Source organism: Leeuwenhoekiella sp. NPDC079379 (assembly GCF_044542075.1).
GTDB lineage: Bacteria > Bacteroidota > Bacteroidia > Flavobacteriales > Flavobacteriaceae > Leeuwenhoekiella.
The window spans coordinates 180,711-198,805 of record NZ_JBITTU010000003.1; the positions used below are offsets into that span (position 1 = coordinate 180,711).

Annotated in this window: 17 protein-coding genes; 14 read left to right on the forward strand and 3 right to left on the reverse strand. The window is 36.4% G+C overall.

All coding sequences use genetic code 11. The features are described 5' to 3' along the window. Nucleotides 1–15 precede the first annotated feature (15 nt). Entirely contained in the window at nucleotides 16–678 is a 663-nt protein-coding gene (locus ACIGAM_RS06705) for a CBS domain-containing protein (RefSeq protein WP_028377482.1), read from the reverse strand. Nucleotides 679–768: 90 nt separating this feature from the next. Here ACIGAM_RS06705 and ACIGAM_RS06710 point away from each other — a divergent pair, with 90 nt between their 5' ends. The 8 genes from ACIGAM_RS06710 (at nucleotide 769) to clpX (ending at nucleotide 9,356) form a co-directional block, all read left to right on the forward strand. Continuing rightward, nucleotides 769–1,482: a pyridoxine 5'-phosphate synthase gene (locus ACIGAM_RS06710; protein ID WP_396510698.1), complete on the forward strand. Its 714-nt coding sequence runs from the start codon at nucleotides 769–771 to the stop codon at nucleotides 1,480–1,482. Then, the gene (locus ACIGAM_RS06715; RefSeq protein ID WP_396510699.1) at nucleotides 1,483–2,253 is read left to right on the forward strand and encodes an alpha/beta fold hydrolase; all 771 of its coding nucleotides are present in this window, start codon (nucleotides 1,483–1,485) and stop codon (nucleotides 2,251–2,253) included. A 304-nt stretch (nucleotides 2,254–2,557) separates the two neighbouring features. Further along, a complete protein-coding gene (locus ACIGAM_RS06720; RefSeq protein WP_396510700.1) occupies nucleotides 2,558–3,793 on the forward strand; it encodes an OmpP1/FadL family transporter in 1,236 nt (411 codons plus the stop codon). 12 nt (nucleotides 3,794–3,805) lie between these two features. Next, complete coding sequence (locus ACIGAM_RS06725; protein WP_396511020.1) at nucleotides 3,806–5,377, forward strand: G-D-S-L family lipolytic protein; 1,572 nt, start codon at nucleotides 3,806–3,808, stop codon at nucleotides 5,375–5,377. Between the two features lie 87 nt (nucleotides 5,378–5,464). Continuing rightward, entirely contained in the window at nucleotides 5,465–5,806 is a 342-nt protein-coding gene (locus ACIGAM_RS06730) for a phage holin family protein (protein ID WP_396510701.1), read from the forward strand. Between the two features lie 94 nt (nucleotides 5,807–5,900). Continuing rightward, complete coding sequence (gene tig, locus ACIGAM_RS06735; RefSeq protein WP_396510702.1) at nucleotides 5,901–7,223, forward strand: trigger factor; 1,323 nt, start codon at nucleotides 5,901–5,903, stop codon at nucleotides 7,221–7,223. Nucleotides 7,224–7,374: 151 nt separating this feature from the next. Continuing rightward, entirely contained in the window at nucleotides 7,375–8,049 is a 675-nt protein-coding gene (gene clpP / locus ACIGAM_RS06740) for an ATP-dependent Clp endopeptidase proteolytic subunit ClpP (protein WP_028377489.1), read from the forward strand. A gap of 74 nt (nucleotides 8,050–8,123) precedes the next feature. Then, nucleotides 8,124–9,356 carry an ATP-dependent Clp protease ATP-binding subunit ClpX gene (gene clpX / locus ACIGAM_RS06745; protein ID WP_396510703.1) on the forward strand — a complete coding sequence of 411 codons (1,233 nt, stop codon included), beginning with the start codon at nucleotides 8,124–8,126 and terminating at the stop codon, nucleotides 9,354–9,356. Nucleotides 9,357–9,428: 72 nt separating this feature from the next. Here the strand turns inward: clpX and ACIGAM_RS06750 are convergent, their stop codons facing one another. Both ACIGAM_RS06750 and ACIGAM_RS06755 read right to left on the reverse strand, forming a co-directional pair. Next, nucleotides 9,429–10,379, reverse strand: coding sequence for a TolB family protein (locus ACIGAM_RS06750; RefSeq protein WP_396510704.1), 951 nt, complete (start codon nucleotides 10,377–10,379; stop codon nucleotides 9,429–9,431). A gap of 128 nt (nucleotides 10,380–10,507) precedes the next feature. Next, nucleotides 10,508–12,037: a GH3 auxin-responsive promoter family protein gene (locus ACIGAM_RS06755; protein ID WP_396510705.1), complete on the reverse strand. Its 1,530-nt coding sequence runs from the start codon at nucleotides 12,035–12,037 to the stop codon at nucleotides 10,508–10,510. Nucleotides 12,038–12,135: 98 nt separating this feature from the next. Here ACIGAM_RS06755 and ACIGAM_RS06760 point away from each other — a divergent pair, with 98 nt between their 5' ends. The 6 genes from ACIGAM_RS06760 (at nucleotide 12,136) to era (ending at nucleotide 18,060) form a co-directional block, all read left to right on the forward strand. Next, on the forward strand, nucleotides 12,136–12,933 hold the full coding sequence (locus tag ACIGAM_RS06760) for a DUF2797 domain-containing protein (RefSeq protein WP_396510706.1): 798 nt from the start codon (nucleotides 12,136–12,138) through the stop codon (nucleotides 12,931–12,933). A gap of 158 nt (nucleotides 12,934–13,091) precedes the next feature. Next, nucleotides 13,092–13,451 carry a BlaI/MecI/CopY family transcriptional regulator gene (locus ACIGAM_RS06765; protein ID WP_396510707.1) on the forward strand — a complete coding sequence of 120 codons (360 nt, stop codon included), beginning with the start codon at nucleotides 13,092–13,094 and terminating at the stop codon, nucleotides 13,449–13,451. Between the two features lie 2 nt (nucleotides 13,452–13,453). Further along, nucleotides 13,454–14,914, forward strand: coding sequence for a M56 family metallopeptidase (locus ACIGAM_RS06770; RefSeq protein WP_396510708.1), 1,461 nt, complete (start codon nucleotides 13,454–13,456; stop codon nucleotides 14,912–14,914). 19 nt (nucleotides 14,915–14,933) lie between these two features. Then, nucleotides 14,934–16,151 (forward strand): tetratricopeptide repeat protein, encoded by a 1,218-nt coding sequence (locus ACIGAM_RS06775; protein ID WP_396510709.1) that lies wholly within the window; start codon nucleotides 14,934–14,936, stop codon nucleotides 16,149–16,151. Between the two features lie 110 nt (nucleotides 16,152–16,261). Continuing rightward, on the forward strand, nucleotides 16,262–17,014 hold the full coding sequence (locus ACIGAM_RS06780; protein WP_396510710.1) for a head GIN domain-containing protein: 753 nt from the start codon (nucleotides 16,262–16,264) through the stop codon (nucleotides 17,012–17,014). Nucleotides 17,015–17,127: 113 nt separating this feature from the next. Beyond that, entirely contained in the window at nucleotides 17,128–18,060 is a 933-nt protein-coding gene (era, locus tag ACIGAM_RS06785; protein ID WP_396510711.1) for a GTPase Era, read from the forward strand. Nucleotides 18,061–18,095: the final 35 nt, after the last annotated feature.

Sequence of the window (18,095 nt, forward strand, 5' to 3'; positions counted from 1 at the left end):
TGGGCAAGTTTAAACTTATATGTTTAGGTATTTTTCAAGATATTGAGAGCGCTCTCTCAAATCTTTTATAAAGGCATCTTCCTGATGTTCTGAAATCACAACATACCCGTAGCGTCTAAATGCTTGAAGGATGGTATTAAAACTTGTATTGCCTCCTATCTTGATTGATATTTGAGCAACCTCGTTTTTTATTTTTGAAATAAAAGCTCCTAATACTTTACCATCATTGCTTTCAACAATTTGGCTTATTTCGCTAAAACTATAATCGTGAATACCGTGTTCAATAACAAGAATGCTCCCGGGTTCATTAAGAAACGGAGTATTATTAAAATAGGTCATCACATCTGCCAGCTCATAATATCCCAGATAAGCTCTCGTAGTTTCATCAAGAACAGGCATTAAATTCGTGTTATTTTGAGCAAAAGCTTCTAAAACATTAAGCCAGTTTGTATCTGTGCGCACAAAAAAGATTTCATACATATGTGCATTGTCTGCTATAACCCCATCAGCCTCGTGGCAATGTACATCATTTTCATTGAGGCATCCTACGTAAACTCCTTCTCTAGTAATAGGTACGTGTGAATAGGTAGTTTGGCTAAAGAGTTCTTGCGCATCTCCCATAAGAAGGCGCTCATCTATAGGGTCTATATCTTTTATTATGAAGTCTGTTATTTTCATAGCTTAGGCTAAATGCAATTTAATTAAAAAAAAGTAAGGTGTTAGGCTGTGCTACTTCGTATTTTTGCAAGCAAAGTTACAATTATTGAAATGACAAAATTAAGTGTAAATGTTAATAAGATAGCCACTTTGCGTAACGCAAGAGGCGGTGATGTTCCTAACCTTATTAAAACCGTCAAAGATATAGAAGGCTTCGGCGCACAGGGTATTACGATTCACCCGCGGCCAGACGAGCGACACATACGGTATCAGGATGCTCGTGATTTAAAAAATGTGGTTACGACAGAACTTAATATTGAAGGAAACCCGGTAGAAAAGTTTATTAACCTCGTGTTAGAGGTGCGTCCAGATCAGGTAACACTTGTGCCAGATTCTGTAGATGCAATTACCTCAAATGCCGGTTGGGATACTGTAAAAAATAAGATTTTTCTGAAGGAAGTTATAGACGAATTTAGGCGTAACGGAATACGAACGTCGATATTTGTAGATCCTATTCCAGAAATGATTGAAGGAGCAAAGCTTACAGGTACAGACCGTATAGAATTATATACTGAAGATTTTGCGACTCAATTTAAAAACGGACAGTTAAGCGCGGTTAAGCCTTATGTTGAGGCTGCTTTACTTGCTCAGGATTTAAATTTAGGTTTTAATGCGGGACACGATTTATCACTAGATAACATTCAGTTTTTTGCAGATAGTATACCAGATTTACTAGAGGTTTCTATAGGGCATGCACTAATTTCTGAAGCGCTTTATAATGGTTTAGAACAAACTATTAAATCCTATTTAAAAGCATTGTCATAGATGATTTTACACAGTAATATTTCTGGAGAAGGAAAAGCTTTTGTTATTCTACACGGCTTTTTGGGTATGGGAGATAATTGGAAAACACTTGCTGGTCAATTTGCAGAAACTGGTTGCCAGGTGCACTTAGTAGACCAGCGTAATCACGGCAGAAGCTTTCACAGTACTGTTTTTAATTATGACGCGCTTGCGGAAGATTTAAAAGCATATTGTGATGAGAAAGGATTGACAAAAATTATTCTTCTTGGGCATTCTATGGGCGGTAAAACTGCTATGTTATTTGCAATACGTTATCCAGAGCTTGTAGATAAATTAATAATTGCCGATATAGGTCCCAAAGAATACCCACAACATCATCAACAAATTCTCGAAGGTTTACAGGCATTGTCAGCAAGTTCTGAAGCTAGATCTTCACGTGGTGATGCAGATACATTTTTAGAGGCCTATATTTCGGACTGGGGTACGCGCCAGTTTTTATTGAAAAATTTATACTGGCAAAAAGATAAAACACTTGCTTTACGTGTAAATCTTCCGGTTTTGGTAAATGAAATAGAGGCAATAGGTGAAGCACTTCCTACGCAAACTATGTACGAAGGAGATACACTTTTTTTAAAAGGAATGAAATCAAATTATATCACCGAAAGTGATGAGAATCTAATTCTTGCACATTTCCCAAAAGCTGAAATTATAGGTGTGAAAGATGCCGGGCACTGGTTGCACGCAGAAAATCCTGAGGATTTTTATGATTCAGTTTTAAAGTTTTTGAGCTAAAAATTTAATAGATCTAAAGATTTCTTTAGCGGCGATTTATTTTAGATTAAAATAGTTAGGATTAATTTTAGTTATATTCTCATTTATGTCTTGTGATTTCTAACTGAGAATAAAAATTTTATACGGTTAAGATTAATAAATTATTAAGAATAGTTATTACAACTCCCGAATTTTTCATAAAATTGCTTTCTCATATTTATTATGCATACATAATAAATATCGTGATAAACCTGCTTAAAATTTATAAGATTCCTAATTTTAAGCATTCAAAATTTAGATTTTAATTTTAAAACCCCTTTAAAGCATGAAGAAAATTTTATTTACGTCTTTATTTTTGTTCTCTTGCGCTATAACGTTTGCGGGAGGCTATAGAGTAGGACTTCAAGGGCAAAGAGCTCTTGCGATGGGTCACACGGGTGTGGCTTATGTAAACAGTGCTGAGATTGCATTTTTCAATCCAGCAGGTTTAGTATATTTAGAAAATAAGATAAATGTTTCAGCCGGTGGTTTTGGCGTTTTTTCTGATGTAGCTTGGCAAAACACAAGCACGGGTCAATTTTCAAGTACAGATAGCCCGGCAGGGACTCCTTTTTACTTATATGGTTCGTATGCGTTAAATGAAAGACTCAGTTTAGGTCTTGCAATTTATACACCTTATGGTAGTGGGGTAGAATGGCCTACAGATTGGGCGGGATCACACTTAGTTAATAATATTGATCTTGCTGCAATATACATTCAGCCTTTAGTTTCGTTTAAAATTAGTGATAAATTTAGTGTAGGCGGTGGTCCTATCTTTGTTACCGGTAGCGTTAACTTCAATAGAAATGCAGATAGAACGTTAACAGATTTAGAAGGAAACCGCTCTAATATTACCGTTGACGATTCTAGTGTTACTAACTGGGGCTGGTCTGTAGGAGCAATGTTTAATGTGTCTGATAACTTTACGCTAGGTGCAAATTACCGTTCTGAAATCATATTAGAATCTACTGAAGGAACTGCAACATTTGCAAACTTCCCAGATTCTCCTTTAGTGCCTGCTAATGGTGATACAAGTTTCACAGCTTCGCTGCCACTTCCTGCAGAGTTAACAGTTGGTGCAACTTACGAGCGCGAAAAATGGGCGTTTAACGTAGATTATACTCGTACCTATTGGGATGTTTATGAAGATCTTGATATTGTTTTTGGTAATGGTCGTGAATCTATAAATCCACGGAATTATAAAAATTCATCATTGTACAAATTTGGAGTAGCGTATGAAGCAAGCGAAAAATTCTCGTTAAGAGCTGGTTATTATTTTGATGAGTCACCAGTACGTTCTGGTTATTTTGCTCCAGAAACTCCTCGTAATGATGGTAACGGCTTTACTGCCGGGCTTTCTTATCAGGTTTCTAATAGCTTTGCAATAGATGCATCTTTCTTATACCTGCGTTTTAAAGAAATTGATGAATCCTATGATTATGTAAGTGATGGTTCTTCTTTTGGAGGTACTTATAAATCAAGTGCATTTGTTCCTGGGATTGGTTTAACATATAAAATGTAAAAAATAGAAATGATGAGAAATTATATAAAATATATGGCGCTGTCTGCCGTGTTATTAACAGCGTGTGAGGCAGAGTTAGACAATCCTATCGAAGATGGTGGGGTTTACACAAGTGGTTCTGCAGACTTTTCAAATTTTGTTTCTGTAGGTAACTCTTTAACTTCAGGGTATGCTGATGGAGCATTATATCTTACAGGACAACAAAATAGTTTTCCTAATATTCTTGCAGGTCAGTTTGCATTAGCCGGAGGTGGTGAATTTAAGCAGCCCTTGGTAAATGACAATCTTGGCGGGTTATTAGCGGGAGGTAATCAAATTACTGAAAATCGTTTTGTATTATCGGTAGGTGCCAGCGGTAATCCTGGTCCTGTTCGCCTAAGCGGATCACCAACTACAGATATCTCAAACGTACTTACAGGACCGTTTAATAATATGGGTGTTCCTGGAGCGAAGAGTTTTCATTTAGTATCACCTGGTTATGGTAATATAGCCGGTGTTGCTACGAACGCTTCAAATCCTTATTTTGTGCGGTTTGCTTCAAGTGCGAATGCAACAATTATCGCTGACGCTGCTGCTCAAAGTCCTACTTTCTTCTCGCTATGGATAGGTAATAACGACATACTTAGTTATGCTACTAGTGGTGGAATAGGAGTTGTGCACGATGGTACAGGTGCAAATGACCTAGATCCTACAACGTATGGTGCAAATGATATTACAGACCCGCGCGTATTTGCAGGTGTGTACTCTCAAGAACTTGACGCATTAATGGCAACTGCAACAGGAGGAGTAGTGTTTAATATTCCTGATGTTACAACAATACCATTTTTTACTACAGTACCTAATAATGCACTTGTGCTTGATGCAAGTCAAGCCGCAAGCTTAACTGGTTTCTTTCAGGCTGTAGCAGGTATTTTTATTCAAGGAGCTATTCAACAGGGTGTTCCAGCAGCTCAGGCTCAGGCATTGGGTGCGCAATATGCTATTCCATTTACAGCTGGTCCTAATCGTTTCGTAATTGACGTTCCTGTTACTCAAACAAATCCTTTGGGCTTTCGCCAAATGACACAAGAAGAGTTGCTGTTACTAACTATAGATCAGGCAGCTTTAAGTACTCAGGGCTACGGTTCTGTAGCTTTATCGCCTGCAGTTTTGCAAGTATTAGGCAAATTACAGCAAGGTGGCACACCTACTCAGCAAGAAGCCGGTTTAGTTTTAGCAGCGGTTAATGGTATAGATGATAAAGATGCTCTAGACTCTTCTGAGCTTACAGCGATTGCAACAGCTCAGGCATCTTATAACACTACAATTGCTGGTCTAGCTCAGGCAAACGGTTTGGCTTTTGTTGATGCAAAGGCAATTTTAGGTCAGTTAGCAGCGGGAGGTATTACATTTGATGGAGGGACACTTACTTCAACATTTGCAACAGGTGGTGCTTTCTCTCTAGATGGTGTACATCCTACACCTAGAGGATATGCATATCTGGCTAACCAGGCGATTCTGGCAATTAATACAACTTATGGTTCAACGATTCCTACAGTAAATGTGGGTGATTATAATACAATTTCAGTAAGTCAAAGTAACTAAGCTGAAATTATTTAAAATGCAATTTTGAAGAAATCGCTGCTCTAATGAGCGGCGATTTTTTATTTTAGGACTTAATATTAAGATATTATGAAAACGCTTGTAAAATTAATTCTAACCGCTCTTGCAGTAATTCTTTTAGGTTATTTACTTCCTGGAGCCAGTGTAACTTCATTTATGACTGCGCTTATTGTGGCTGTGGTAATTGCGCTTTTACGACTTACAGTAAAACCTATTCTCGTGGTTTTAACATTGCCCATAACGGTGTTGACATTAGGTATTTTTCTACTGGTTATCAATGCGGTTATTATATTACTTGCAGATTATTTTGTGAGCGGTTTTGCAGTAGATGGATTTTGGTGGGCGCTAATTTTCAGCCTTCTTTTGTCGCTCTTTCAATCGTTACTTTTTGCGTTAATTAAAGAAGAATAGAAGTCAACTGAACGCCAAAGCCTTAAAACTTTGTAAGGATGCAAAAAAGATGTACTTTTGCACTCCAAATTTTATAGGAAAATTCCACTAGAAGATGAATATTACACGAGAGAATATTGATGAGTTAAATGCAGTATTGAAGATAGATATTGCTAAAGAAGACTATAACGAGAAAGTACAAAAAGTACTTAAAGATTATCGTAAGTCTGCAAACATTCCTGGTTTTAGAAAAGGTCACGTACCTATGGGGCTTGTTCAAAAGCAATATGGTAAGGCGATTTTAGTTGATGAAGTAAATAAGCTTTTACAAGACAGCTTACAGAAATATCTTACAGAGGAGAAGCTAGATGTTTTGGGCAATCCATTACCTAAAGATCAAGGAGATTTAAATTGGGATTCTGATGATTATTCATTTGAATTTGAGTTGGGCTTAGCTCCTAAGTTTGAAGTTGATCTTAAGCCAAAAAAGGCTATTAAAAATTATACAATTGTTGTTGATGAAGCAATGGTTGATAATCAGATAAAAACGATTCAGAAGCAATTCGGAAAACTTACCAGTAAGCAGGAAGTAGCTGTTACAGATGAGGTTTCAGGTAGTTTTGTAAACGAAGAAGAAGGTTTTGATAAAAAAACCACTTTTGAAGTAGAAAAACTAAAAGGTAAAGCTAATACTTCAGCTTTTGTAGGAGCAAAAGTAGATGATGTCGTTACCGTTTCTACTAAGGGTCTATTTAAAGAAGCGGGTGATTACAGAACATTCTTAGGTTTATCTGAAGAAGAGGCTACAGAGAAAAACCTTGAAGTTTCTTTTAAGATTGAAGAAATCAATCACAGAGAAGCTGCAGACTTAGATCAGGAGCTTTTTGATAAATTATACGGTCCTGGTGTAATTAGCAGCGTTACCGAATTAAAAGATAAAATTAAAGAAGAAGGAGAAGGTCAATTTAAACAACAGAGCGATCAGCAGTTGCTTAATGATGTTACCGAAGCTTTAATTGAAAATACAAAATTTGATCTCCCGGCAGAATTTCTAAAAAAATGGATTCAGCGCAGTGGAGAGAAAGAACTCACTGCTGAGCAAGCTGAAGAAGAATATGCACGATCTGAAAAAGGATTGCGTTACCAGCTTATAGAAGGCAAAGTTATTTCAGAAAACAAATTGCAAATTACCTTCGAAGAGATCAAAGCGTATGCTAAAGAAATGATCAAAGCCCAGATGGCTCAGTTTGGTCAGAATGATCCGGCAGATGAAGAGTTAGAGGGTATCGCAGCACGTATTTTAAGTAATCAAGATGAAGTTAAGCGTCTTTCTGAGCAGCTTATGAATAAAAAATTACTTGATTTCTTTAGAGAAAATGTGAAGTTAGAAGAGAAAGAAGTGACCTTTGATACGTTTGTGAAAGAAGTTTACAACTAGTAATTCTCTGATATAAATAGTATATTTAGGCGTTTTAACTGTAAGGTTAAGACGCTTTTTTTTACTAAGTGTATAAAGGTGTTACTCACACCTTTTTTAATGAAATTTAATTTTAGGATTTTAGTGAACCTAGAACTTTGAAAAAATAACTATGAATTACTCAGAAGAATTTAAGAAATACGCAGTTAAGGATCAGGGTATAAACAGCATGTATTATGATAAAATCATGAGCAGCATGTATCCTGTAGGGTTAACCCCAAATATAATTGAAGAGCGCCAGATGAATGCGGTTGCAATGGATGTGTTTTCACGTTTAATGATGGATCGTATTATATTTTTAGGTACAGGAATTAACGATCAAGTGGCAAATATTGTACAGGCACAGTTATTATTCTTAGAAAGTACAGATGCTTCAAAAGATATACAAATCTATATAAACTCACCAGGAGGTAGTGTTTATGCAGGTCTTGGTATTTATGATACTATGCAATTTATAAAACCAGATGTAGCTACAATTTGTACAGGAATGGCAGCCTCTATGGGAGCCGTTTTATTATGTGCAGGGGCAAAAGGCAAGCGTAGTGGATTAACCCATTCACGAGTTATGATTCACCAGCCTATGGGCGGGGCGCAAGGTCAGGCTAGCGATATTGAAATCACGGCTAAGGAGATATTAACACTTAAAAAAGAGTTATATAATATCATTGCTAAGCACTCAGGACAGTCTTACGAGAAGGTTTATGAAGATAGTGATCGTGACTACTGGATGAAAGCAGATAAAGCGCTGGAGTACGGTATGATTGATGAGATTCTTGCAAGAGAATAATATCAATTTAGTACTAGTTGAAGTGAAATAATACTGGTTTTTAAATACTTATTTAAAAATCGAATTGAAGAATTATGGCGAAAGAAGAATTAGAATGTTCCTTTTGCGGCAGGAAAAAGCCGGAAACAAGCTTACTTATTGCAGGTCTTGATGCGCATATTTGCGACAGATGTATAGAACAAGCTCACGGAATCGTTCTGGAAGAAGCGAAAGACACTAATAAGAAAGGATTAAACAGCGATCTAACGTTAAAGAAACCTAAGGAGATTAAAGAATTTCTTGATGAGTATATCATAGGTCAGGACTTTACTAAAAAAGTTATGGCTGTTGCTGTTTACAACCACTATAAACGTTTATTACAACCAGAATCTGACGACGATATTGAAATACAAAAGAGTAATATCGTTATGGTAGGGCAGACCGGTACCGGTAAGACGTTAATGGCTAAGACCATTGCAAGAATGCTCAATGTACCTTTGGCTATTGTTGATGCAACAGTATTAACTGAAGCAGGTTATGTAGGTGAGGACGTAGAAAGTATTTTAACACGACTATTACAGGCAGCAGATTATAACTTAGAGAAAGCAGAACGCGGTATTGTATTTATAGATGAGATTGATAAAATTGCTCGTAAGGGTGATAATCCTTCAATAACTCGAGATGTGAGCGGTGAGGGTGTGCAACAAGCATTACTTAAGCTTTTAGAAGGTACTGTGGTAAATGTGCCACCAAAAGGTGGCCGTAAGCATCCAGATCAGAAATTTATAGAGGTAAACACAGAGCATATCTTATTTATTGCCGGTGGTGCTTTTGATGGTATAGACCGTGTGATTAGCAAGCGTCTTAATATGCAGGCTGTAGGTTTTAGTGCAAGTAAAAGTGATGATGTTATAGAGCGTGATAACTTACTTAAATACATCATACCTAAAGATCTTAAAGACTTTGGTTTAATTCCTGAAATTATAGGAAGGCTACCTGTATTAACACATATGGATCCTCTTGATGCTGCCACATTAAGAGCAATTCTAACGGAGCCTAAGAACGCAATTATCAAACAATATGAAAAGTTATTTCATATGGATGATATTGAATTTGAAATTACAACAGATGCTCTTAACTATATTGTTGAGAAGGCAATTGAGTATAAATTAGGTGCTCGGGGATTACGCTCACTATGTGAAGCTATATTTACCGATGCCATGTTTGATCTGCCAAGTTCAGATATATCTTCTTTTAAAGTAGATAAAGAATATGCAGAGTTTAAATTAGAAAAATCTACAATTAAAAAACTGAAAGCAGTTTCATAATTATAGATTTTCAATACATAAAAAGGGCTGTTACTTAAGTAACAGCCCTTTTTTACTTACTCTGTATTAAAATTAGGGTTTTACTGAAAAACTGTAAATATTAGGATTTTTGCTTAATGCATTTTTATTAGAGCTAAAATATCCTGTAGTTTCTGAGGTGGTGATAAATCTAAATTCATCAGAAGAGCTATTTATACTAGAGCCAAGGTTTTTTGCTCTGCTATAATCTCCTGAGCTTACATAAGATTGAAATAAATCATAACCACCATAGCTACTATCTTTTCGGTTTGAGGCAAAATAAAGCTTCGTGTTGTTAACATTTAAGGTAGGGTAGTTTTCGTCATTTTGACTATTAATAAAAGCTCCTAGATTTTCAGGTTTGCCCACTGTCCCATTTTTATAAACTGTCACAGCGTAAATATCATAACCACCGTGACCACCCGGCATATTGCTTGCGAAATACAGTTTTTTACCGTCTTCACTTAACCAGGGATTTTCAATCGAATACTTGCTATCTGCAAGAGCAAGCACTTTTTCATTTTGCCAGGTTTTAGCAAATTTACTTTTTCGTTCTGCAGAGTAAATCTGATAGATATGTGGTTTTCCGGGTGAAGTTTTTGTGAAAAAGACGCGGGTTTCATCTTTTGAGAAAGTGATTCCTCCGTGATTTTCTCTTCCCATAAACGCATCTTGTATAATATGCGGTTGTGACCAGTTATTGTTATTCTTTGTAAACCCTATTAATTTATAATCGCTTTGATCTAAAATAGTATTTGTCCTATTTCCAGAAGAGCCTATTTTACGTTTTGATACCACGATGAGTTCATTCTGAAAAATACAACTAGCATACTCAAAGGCAGCGGTGTTTAACGTGAGCTCTTCGGTGTTAAAAGTAATGTCAACCTCGTTGTTATAGTTTAATTCTGGAGATGAGTTAGGTAAAACTGTATAAGCGAGATCACCTTTTTTAGAATTACTTTGACCCTGCAGTAGTATAGAGTGTAATGCTACTGCTAGCGTCAAAGTTGCTAACTTCTTAAAGTAAGCGCATTGTGAGTTATGATTTGTTAGGTTCAAGTTAGGAGAAGTTTAGGGCGTAAAATAATATTTTGGTTTAAGTGTTTTTAAAATTCGTTAAAAGGATTAGCTAATTAATGATGATAGGATGAAGTATTAAGTACTAGCAGTTCATCAACAAATTCTCTGGTGTTGCTTAAACGTGGTATTTTATGTTGACCTCCCAGTTTGTTCTTAGATTTAAGCCAATCGTAAAAAAGGTTAGTACGAGCGTAGTGTATTGTAGGCGGGTTAAGAGTCATATTGTTTTTACGTTTTGCCTCATAATCACTATTAATTTCCTGAAGAGCGACGTCAAAAATGCGGTTAAATTGCTCCTTATCTTTTGGTTCAACTTTAAATTCTATAAACCACTCGTGAGCTCCTTTTTCCTTATCAATCATAAAAATAGGAGCTGCTGTATAATCTACAATTTCAGACTGGGTTAATGCAGTAGCTTTCTTTAAAGCCATTTCTGCATTTTCAATAATTAACTCTTCTCCAAACGCATTAATATGATGTTTAGTGCGCCCACTTACCCTAATTCTATAAGGGTTAACCGAAGTAAAGCGTATTGTATCGCCCACCTTATAACGCCATAATCCCGAATTTGTGGTAATAATAATCGCATAGTTTTTACCCACTTCAACTTCAGAAAGCGGTATGATTTTTTCACCTGCCAGACCATATTGATTCATAGGTATAAACTCGTAGAAAATACCGTAGTCAAGCATAAGCAGTAAATCATTAGAATCGTTTTGATCCTGAAGCGCAAAAAATCCTTCCGAAGCATTGTAAATCTCGTAATATTTGAAATTAGGATTGGGAAAGAGCTTATGATATTGTTGTCTGTAGGGGTCAAAACTTACCCCGCCGTGAAAATAAACTTCGAGATCAGGCCAGATTTCCATCAGCTGATTTTTTCCTGTAGTTTCAAGAATATTATTTAATAAAACAAGCATCCAGGAGGGTACACCGGCAAGGCTGGTTACTTTTTCTTCAATAGTTTCCTGTACGATAGCTTGCATCTTTACCTCCCAGTCACTCATTAAAGAAACCTCGTTGCCGGGCGTACTGCTAAATTCTGCCCAGAAGGGCATGTTGTCTATAAGTATTGCAGAAAGGTCGCCATAAGATGTGCCGTTGCTCTCATATAGGCGTTTGCTACCTCCTAATCGTAAACTTTTCCCTGTAAATAATTTTGAATCGGGGTTGTTGTTGAGATACACACATAAAAGGTCTTTACTTGCAGCATAATGGCAATCTTCAAGAGACTCGGGGCTTACTGGTATGTACTTACTTTTTGCGTTTGTAGTACCACTACTTTGAGCAAACAGCTTAACAGGCGAGGGCCAGAAAATATTATTTTCTCCTTTGCGACCTCGTTCTATAAGCTCTTGTACACCTTCATAATTACGCACAGGCACCTGCGCTGCAAAATCTGCATAAGAGCGAATGTCTTTAAAGTCATATTGTTTTCCTATTTCGGTATTCTTAGCTTTTTGAACTAATTTATGTAAAAGTTCAAGCTGAACATCATGAGGATATTTGAGAAACAATTCCATCTGGTGGATGCGTTTTTTGAGAAACCAGCTGGCGATAGAATTGACTAAAGGTATGGGCATTTGTTAGTATATTTGAGCACTCATTCTTTGTAATTAGCGAAAAGCGCGACTAAAATTAAGTTTTTTTTAACTCAAACAAATCAAGTAAGATTATTTTTATGCAATATCAAGGAGTCCTCACAAAAATGCAAACCGAACTTGATAATCCTATTCAATATTATTTAGTTTTTGAAGATGATTTTATTCACGTAAATCAGCTATTAGACAAACAAATACGTATAGAATTTTTAAAGTATCAGTGTCTAGCTTGTGGGAAAAACAAGAAAATATACCGCCAGGGATATTGCTACGATGATTTTTATAAAGTACCTCAAGCTGCAGACTGGATTATGCGTCCAGAATTGAGCAAAGCACACTTAGATGTAGAAGATCGCGATCTTAACTATGAGAAGAAAGTGCAATTACAACCCCATATAGTTTACCTCGCAAACTCAAGCAATATTAAAGTAGGGGTAACTCGTAAATCGCAGGTGCCTACCCGATGGATTGATCAAGGGGCACACGAAGCTATTGAAATTGTAGAAGTGCCTAATCGTTATCTTGCCGGCATTACTGAAGTTGCTTTAAAAGAGTACATCGCAGATAAAACAAACTGGCGCAAGATGCTTAAGAACGAGATTGAAGATGAAGATCTTGTCGCTAAGCGTAATATTTTAAAACAATATATACCTACAGAAGCGCTAGAGTATTATATAGAAAGCAATCAAGAAACGCATATAGAATTTCCGGTATTGCAGTATCCTACAAAACTTAAAAGTCTCAACCTCGATAAAACTTCAGAATATCAAGGGAAACTCAAAGGTATAAAAGGGCAATACTTACTATTTGAAGATGGTACTGTTTTTAATGTGCGCAATTCAGAAGGTTACGTAGTGAGCATTTCTGTTTCAGCATAAATATCACCAACATATTAATTATTAGCGTGTTGATGGTTTACATTTTATCAACCTGAACAACTTTTTTTAAATTTATATAACTAATTTGTTAGTTTAACTAAATAATTAGTTATATTTGAAGTGTTCAACAACTACTAATCCCTAATTAGATACTTATTATGAAACAATTGACTAAAGCAGAAGAAGAAGTAATGCAGATCCTTTGGGATCTTAAAGAAAGTAACGTTGCAGCAATAATTGAGGAAATGCCAGAGCCTAAGCCGGCATATAATACAGTTTCTACCATTGTACGTATTCTGGAAACTAAAGAGTTTGTAGGATTTAAAAAGAAGGGTAGAGGGCACATTTACTTTCCGCTGGTAGCCAAGTCTGATTACAGTAGTGCTTCGATGTCAAAAATGGTAAACGATTACTTTAACGGAAGCTTTAAAAGCATGGTTTCTTTCTTTGTCAAGAAAAAAGAAATGAGTGCTGGCGAACTCGAAGCTATTTTAAAGGAAATTAATAAAGACGACTAGTTATGATTCGATATATACTTGAGGTTATCATATTTCAGGCATTATTTATTGCAGTGTATCAACTTTGGTTACGCAAAGAGACGTTTTTTAATGTCAATCGTGCCTATTTGATAAGTACAGCGTTAGTTGCTTTTGCTTTGCCATTCATGCAATTTGAGTTATTTCAGAATCAAATTCCGCTACGCGAAAACCTGCAAATGCTCCCCGAAGTGTTTATTGGTGGGCAACCCATTCAAAATAATCAGTCATATGCAGTAGAAACGGGAATAGATTGGGCGTTTATAAGTATCCTTATTTACGCAGCCGGGTCACTTTTTAGTGCAGGAATCTTGTTCAGAAAATATCAGGAGATCAAGAGGTATTTCCGCTTTAAAAGAGAATCTGATGGTAATGTGATCACCATTCCTAATAGCGATGCGGCATTTACCTTTCTGGGAACTATATTTCTAGGCGATAAAATTGCTGCGGAAGCTAAAGCCCACATTCTTGCACATGAAGAAGTGCATTTAAAGCACAAACACGGGGTAGACCTCTTCTTATTTGAAATTTTGCGGGTAGTGTTCTGGTTTAATCCACTGGTATATATCTATCAACATAAAGTAGCCGAGTTGCACGAGTTCATCGCCGATGCCCACGCCACTAAGAAAACCGAAAAGAAATCTTATTACAATCAGTTGCTCAATACCGCTTTTGGTACGCAACATATTTCATTCATCAATACATTTTTCAATCATTCATTAATCAAAAAACGAATCGTTATGTTACAAAAAAAATCAAGAAACAATGCAAAATGGAAGTATCTGTTAGTGCTTCCTCTTATCGCCGGTATTTTAACCTATGTAGGTTGTACAGATGACAACGCAGATTCCCAGAATAAGCAATTGATCACTTTAGAAGAGCAGGTTGCAGATTTAAAGGCCACACTTGCCACTAAAGAAAATATCACTCAGGACGAATTGAATTCTTTACAAGAACTAGAAGCACAATACAAAGAAAAGATTGAAGTAATTGAAGTTGTTGAAGACTATACGGAAGCAATAGCGCTAAACGAAATTCCTGTAGGTGAAGGTGTTGAAGTGTTAGAAATTCAAAATCAAGAGGTTATCAACGACATTCCTTTTGCAGTTATTGATGAGGTCCCTACGTTTCCCGGTTGTGAGGGTTTAAGTAATGAGCAGCGTAAAAAATGTATGTCGCAAAATGTATCTGCTATGGTTAATAAAAACTTTAATACAGCTTTAGGTAAAGAATTAGGTCTTACCGGTGTAACTCGAATTTATGTGCGGTTTAAAATTGACACTCGGGGGAATGTTATTGATGTTCAGTCCAGAGCCCCACATATTAAACTTGAGGAGGAAGCAAAACGTGTAGTAAATCTTTTACCTCATATGACTCCGGGCAAGCAACGTGGTGAGTCTGTAAATGTATTGTATTCACTACCCATTGTATTTCAGGTGCAGTAATTCAACTTTATAAGTATCAATGAGCAGATTTTATCTATTTATTTTTTTAATTATTGCCAGCCAGGCCGAAGCGCAAAACGTTTCGGCTTTGGCCGTTGCAGATAGTTTGTATGCAGTAGGGAATTATAGCGAAGCAATTGATCACTATGAGGTAATTCAGCCTAAAATAGAATCGATTTATTTAAAACTGGCACGCGCCCATCAGGCAAAAGGTACTTTAGACGATGCATTGATAAATTATGCAAAAGCGGCAACCGGTACCGGTGAGGTGATTGCAATGAATGAGTATGGTAAATTACTCATTACTAAAGGTAAATTTAAAGAAGCAGATAGTGTATTTACCAAATTGATTTCAGTATATAAAACCAATCCTGAATTTTATTATCAGCGTGGGCGTGCAAACGAGAACAAGCCCAGAGATATAAGGTTTAACGCTTCAGATTCTACGGAAGAAAGGACTACGACCCTTTTCCCTTACCTGAAAGATTACCAAAAAGCAGTTGCACTTGACAGCACCCATCAAAAAGCACTTTCAGAACTGGCTACCTTTTATCTGAAGCAAAAAGATTTTAGAATGGTAGAAAAACTAGCTTTTAAAGCTCTAGAAAGTTACCCGACTAATGTAGAAATCATCGGCACACTCGCACAAAGCTATTACTACAAAGGCTGGAATGAAGAGACGATTACCTGGTTTGAAAAGTTACTTTCTCTGGGACAAAATACACAGTTCATTCGTGAAAAATTAGGTAATGCGTATTATAAAGACCGAATGTATGAGCTGGCAATTAAAAACTATCTCGAAGCCTTGAAGTTTTCACCTGAAGATGCACATCTTCACGCAACTTTGGCGAAGCTCTATAACTATACAAAAGATTTAAAGTCTGCAGAAACGCACGGGCTCTTTGCGATTTTATATAAAGATCAGCCACTTGATGAAGAATATTATACATTATCACGTACGTACGAGATGAAAAAGGACTGGCCAAATGCGATGAAGTATGTTGATCGTTCTTTAAAAGAAAATCCAGATAATAAAAATGCAGAATATACGAGAGCGATTGTAGCCGATAATTATTACGAAGACAAACGAGCAGTTTTAAAAATCTACGAAGATTTTGTCAAGAAATACGATAATACAAAGTATGCTAAATACGATCCTACTTTAAAACTAGCTAAAGAACGTGTTATCATCTTAAACAGGGAGATTTTTATGGCAAAAGACAGTGAGGAGGAGTAATTGTATAGTAATTAGAAATGTCTTAGTGTTTATTGAATTTTGATTAAATACCGTAAACTACTATTTTTTTAAAGCTTAATTTGCCGTCTTATTATAAATGATTTTTTGCTTTGAAAAACGTTCTATACCTATCTCTCATTTGCCTTTTTACGCTTTCTTGTAACTCTGAAAAAGGTCTTAATTGCATTCAGGCAGAAGGAGACCGCATTAAAAAGGAATTCACAGTTAACGACTTTACTTCAATTATCGTTGAAGAGCGTTTACAGCTTATTCTTAAAGAGGGGCCGGTTCAAAAAGTGGAGGTAGCTACAGGAGAAAATTTATTAAATGATATTGAAGTAAGCGTTACAGACGGTGTTTTAACGGTTTTAGATAATAATGGCTGTAATCTAGTTCGGGATTTTAACATCAGTCAGGTATATGTAACATCTCCAAATATTACAGAGGTTCGCAATGCTTCAGGATATGAGGTTCAGAGTGATGGTGTACTTGCTTATCCTTCTTTAACCTTAATAAGTAATGATGGGGAGGAAGAAGATTTTTATCACAAAGACGGGGATTTTAGATTACAACTTAATGTAGGAGAATTAAATATCACCGCAGACGGACTCAGTAATTTTTATATTTCCGGCGCAGCCGAAACTGCAAATATCGAATTTTTAGAAGGCGATATTCGTTTTGAAGGTCCAGAATTTAGAATACAGAACCTCAATATATACCACCGCGGCACAAATAAAGTTATCGTAAATCCTATACAATCGCTACGCGGAAAAGTATTGAGTACCGGCAATCTTATTTCAGTGAATCGCCCACCTATAGTTGAGGTTGAAGAAACCTATACCGGCCGCCTGATTTTTCAATAGCACAAGCACTCTAATCATTTAGAGAAGTAGTTCTAATTTCTAAAAACGCGTAAATCTCAAACGCTAATTTTTAAACGTATCTTTGCAGCTTAAAACTTCAAAATACCATACGTTTGGAATCTCAAAATAACAACCCGTTAGCACAAGAATCACAAGAGCCAAAACCACATAAGGCTGGTTTTGTAAATATAATAGGTAATCCTAATGTGGGTAAGTCTACGTTAATGAATGCCCTGGTAGGTGAGCGTCTTTCTATTATTACTTCAAAGGCACAAACTACCCGTCACCGTATTTTAGGTATTGTAAATGGGGAAGATTTTCAAGCGATTTTAAGTGATACACCAGGTATTATTAAGCCTGCTTATGAGCTGCAGGCTTCGATGATGGCTTTCGTAAAGTCGGCATTTGAAGACGCAGATGTATTAATTTACATGGTCGAGTTGGGTGAAAAAGAGTTGAAAGACGAAGCTTTTTTCAATAAAATAAGAAATACAGAGATCCCTGTTTTATTATTGATTAATAAGATTGATCAGGGAAATGAAGAATTGCTTGAGCAAAGCAGAACCCACTGGAAAGAGCAGGTGCCTAATGCAGAGATTTTTGCGATTTCGGCATTAGAAAATTTTGGAGTAGCTGAAGTTTTTAATCGCATATTAGAAGCTTTGCCGGTATCACCGCCCTTCTATCCTAAAGATGCTTTAACCGACAAGCCAGAGCGCTTCTTCGTAAATGAGATTATACGAGAGAAAATCTTGATGCATTACAAAAAGGAAATTCCTTATTCTGTAGAAATAGATACCGAAGAGTTTTTTGAAGAAGACAACATCATTAGAATGCGTAGCATTATTATGGTAGAGCGTGATAGCCAGAAAGGTATTATTATAGGCCATAAAGGTGCAGCCTTAAAGCGTGTAGGGATTGAAGCGCGTAAAGACCTGGAGGTTTTCTTCGGAAAAAAAGTACATATGGAATTGTATGTAAAAGTCAACAAAAACTGGAGAAGCAGCGAGCGTGAACTTAGACGCTTCGGGTATAACGGGAAGTAGTGGCAGCGCCACACGCAATTAAATTAAAATGCAGC

Excerpts from the sequence above, each read along its gene's own strand:
- ACIGAM_RS06755 (WP_396510705.1), bottom strand. The coding sequence starts at position 12,037 with ATGCCCATACCTTTAGTCAATTCTATCGCCAGCTGGTTTCTCAAAAAA.
- ACIGAM_RS06710 (WP_396510698.1), top strand. The coding sequence starts at position 769 with ATGACAAAATTAAGTGTAAATGTTAATAAGATAGCCACTTTGCGTAAC.
- ACIGAM_RS06705 (WP_028377482.1), bottom strand. The coding sequence starts at position 678 with ATGAAAATAACAGACTTCATAATAAAAGATATAGACCCTATAGATGAG.
- ACIGAM_RS06760 (WP_396510706.1), top strand. The coding sequence starts at position 12,136 with ATGCAATATCAAGGAGTCCTCACAAAAATGCAAACCGAACTTGATAAT.
- ACIGAM_RS06770 (WP_396510708.1), top strand. The coding sequence starts at position 13,454 with ATGATTCGATATATACTTGAGGTTATCATATTTCAGGCATTATTTATT.
- ACIGAM_RS06715 (WP_396510699.1), top strand. The coding sequence starts at position 1,483 with ATGATTTTACACAGTAATATTTCTGGAGAAGGAAAAGCTTTTGTTATT.
- clpP (WP_028377489.1), top strand. The coding sequence starts at position 7,375 with ATGAATTACTCAGAAGAATTTAAGAAATACGCAGTTAAGGATCAGGGT.
- ACIGAM_RS06730 (WP_396510701.1), top strand. The coding sequence starts at position 5,465 with ATGAAAACGCTTGTAAAATTAATTCTAACCGCTCTTGCAGTAATTCTT.
- tig (WP_396510702.1), top strand. The coding sequence starts at position 5,901 with ATGAATATTACACGAGAGAATATTGATGAGTTAAATGCAGTATTGAAG.
- clpX (WP_396510703.1), top strand. The coding sequence starts at position 8,124 with ATGGCGAAAGAAGAATTAGAATGTTCCTTTTGCGGCAGGAAAAAGCCG.
- ACIGAM_RS06765 (WP_396510707.1), top strand. The coding sequence starts at position 13,092 with ATGAAACAATTGACTAAAGCAGAAGAAGAAGTAATGCAGATCCTTTGG.
- ACIGAM_RS06775 (WP_396510709.1), top strand. The coding sequence starts at position 14,934 with ATGAGCAGATTTTATCTATTTATTTTTTTAATTATTGCCAGCCAGGCC.
- ACIGAM_RS06720 (WP_396510700.1), top strand. The coding sequence starts at position 2,558 with ATGAAGAAAATTTTATTTACGTCTTTATTTTTGTTCTCTTGCGCTATA.
- ACIGAM_RS06725 (WP_396511020.1), top strand. The coding sequence starts at position 3,806 with ATGAGAAATTATATAAAATATATGGCGCTGTCTGCCGTGTTATTAACA.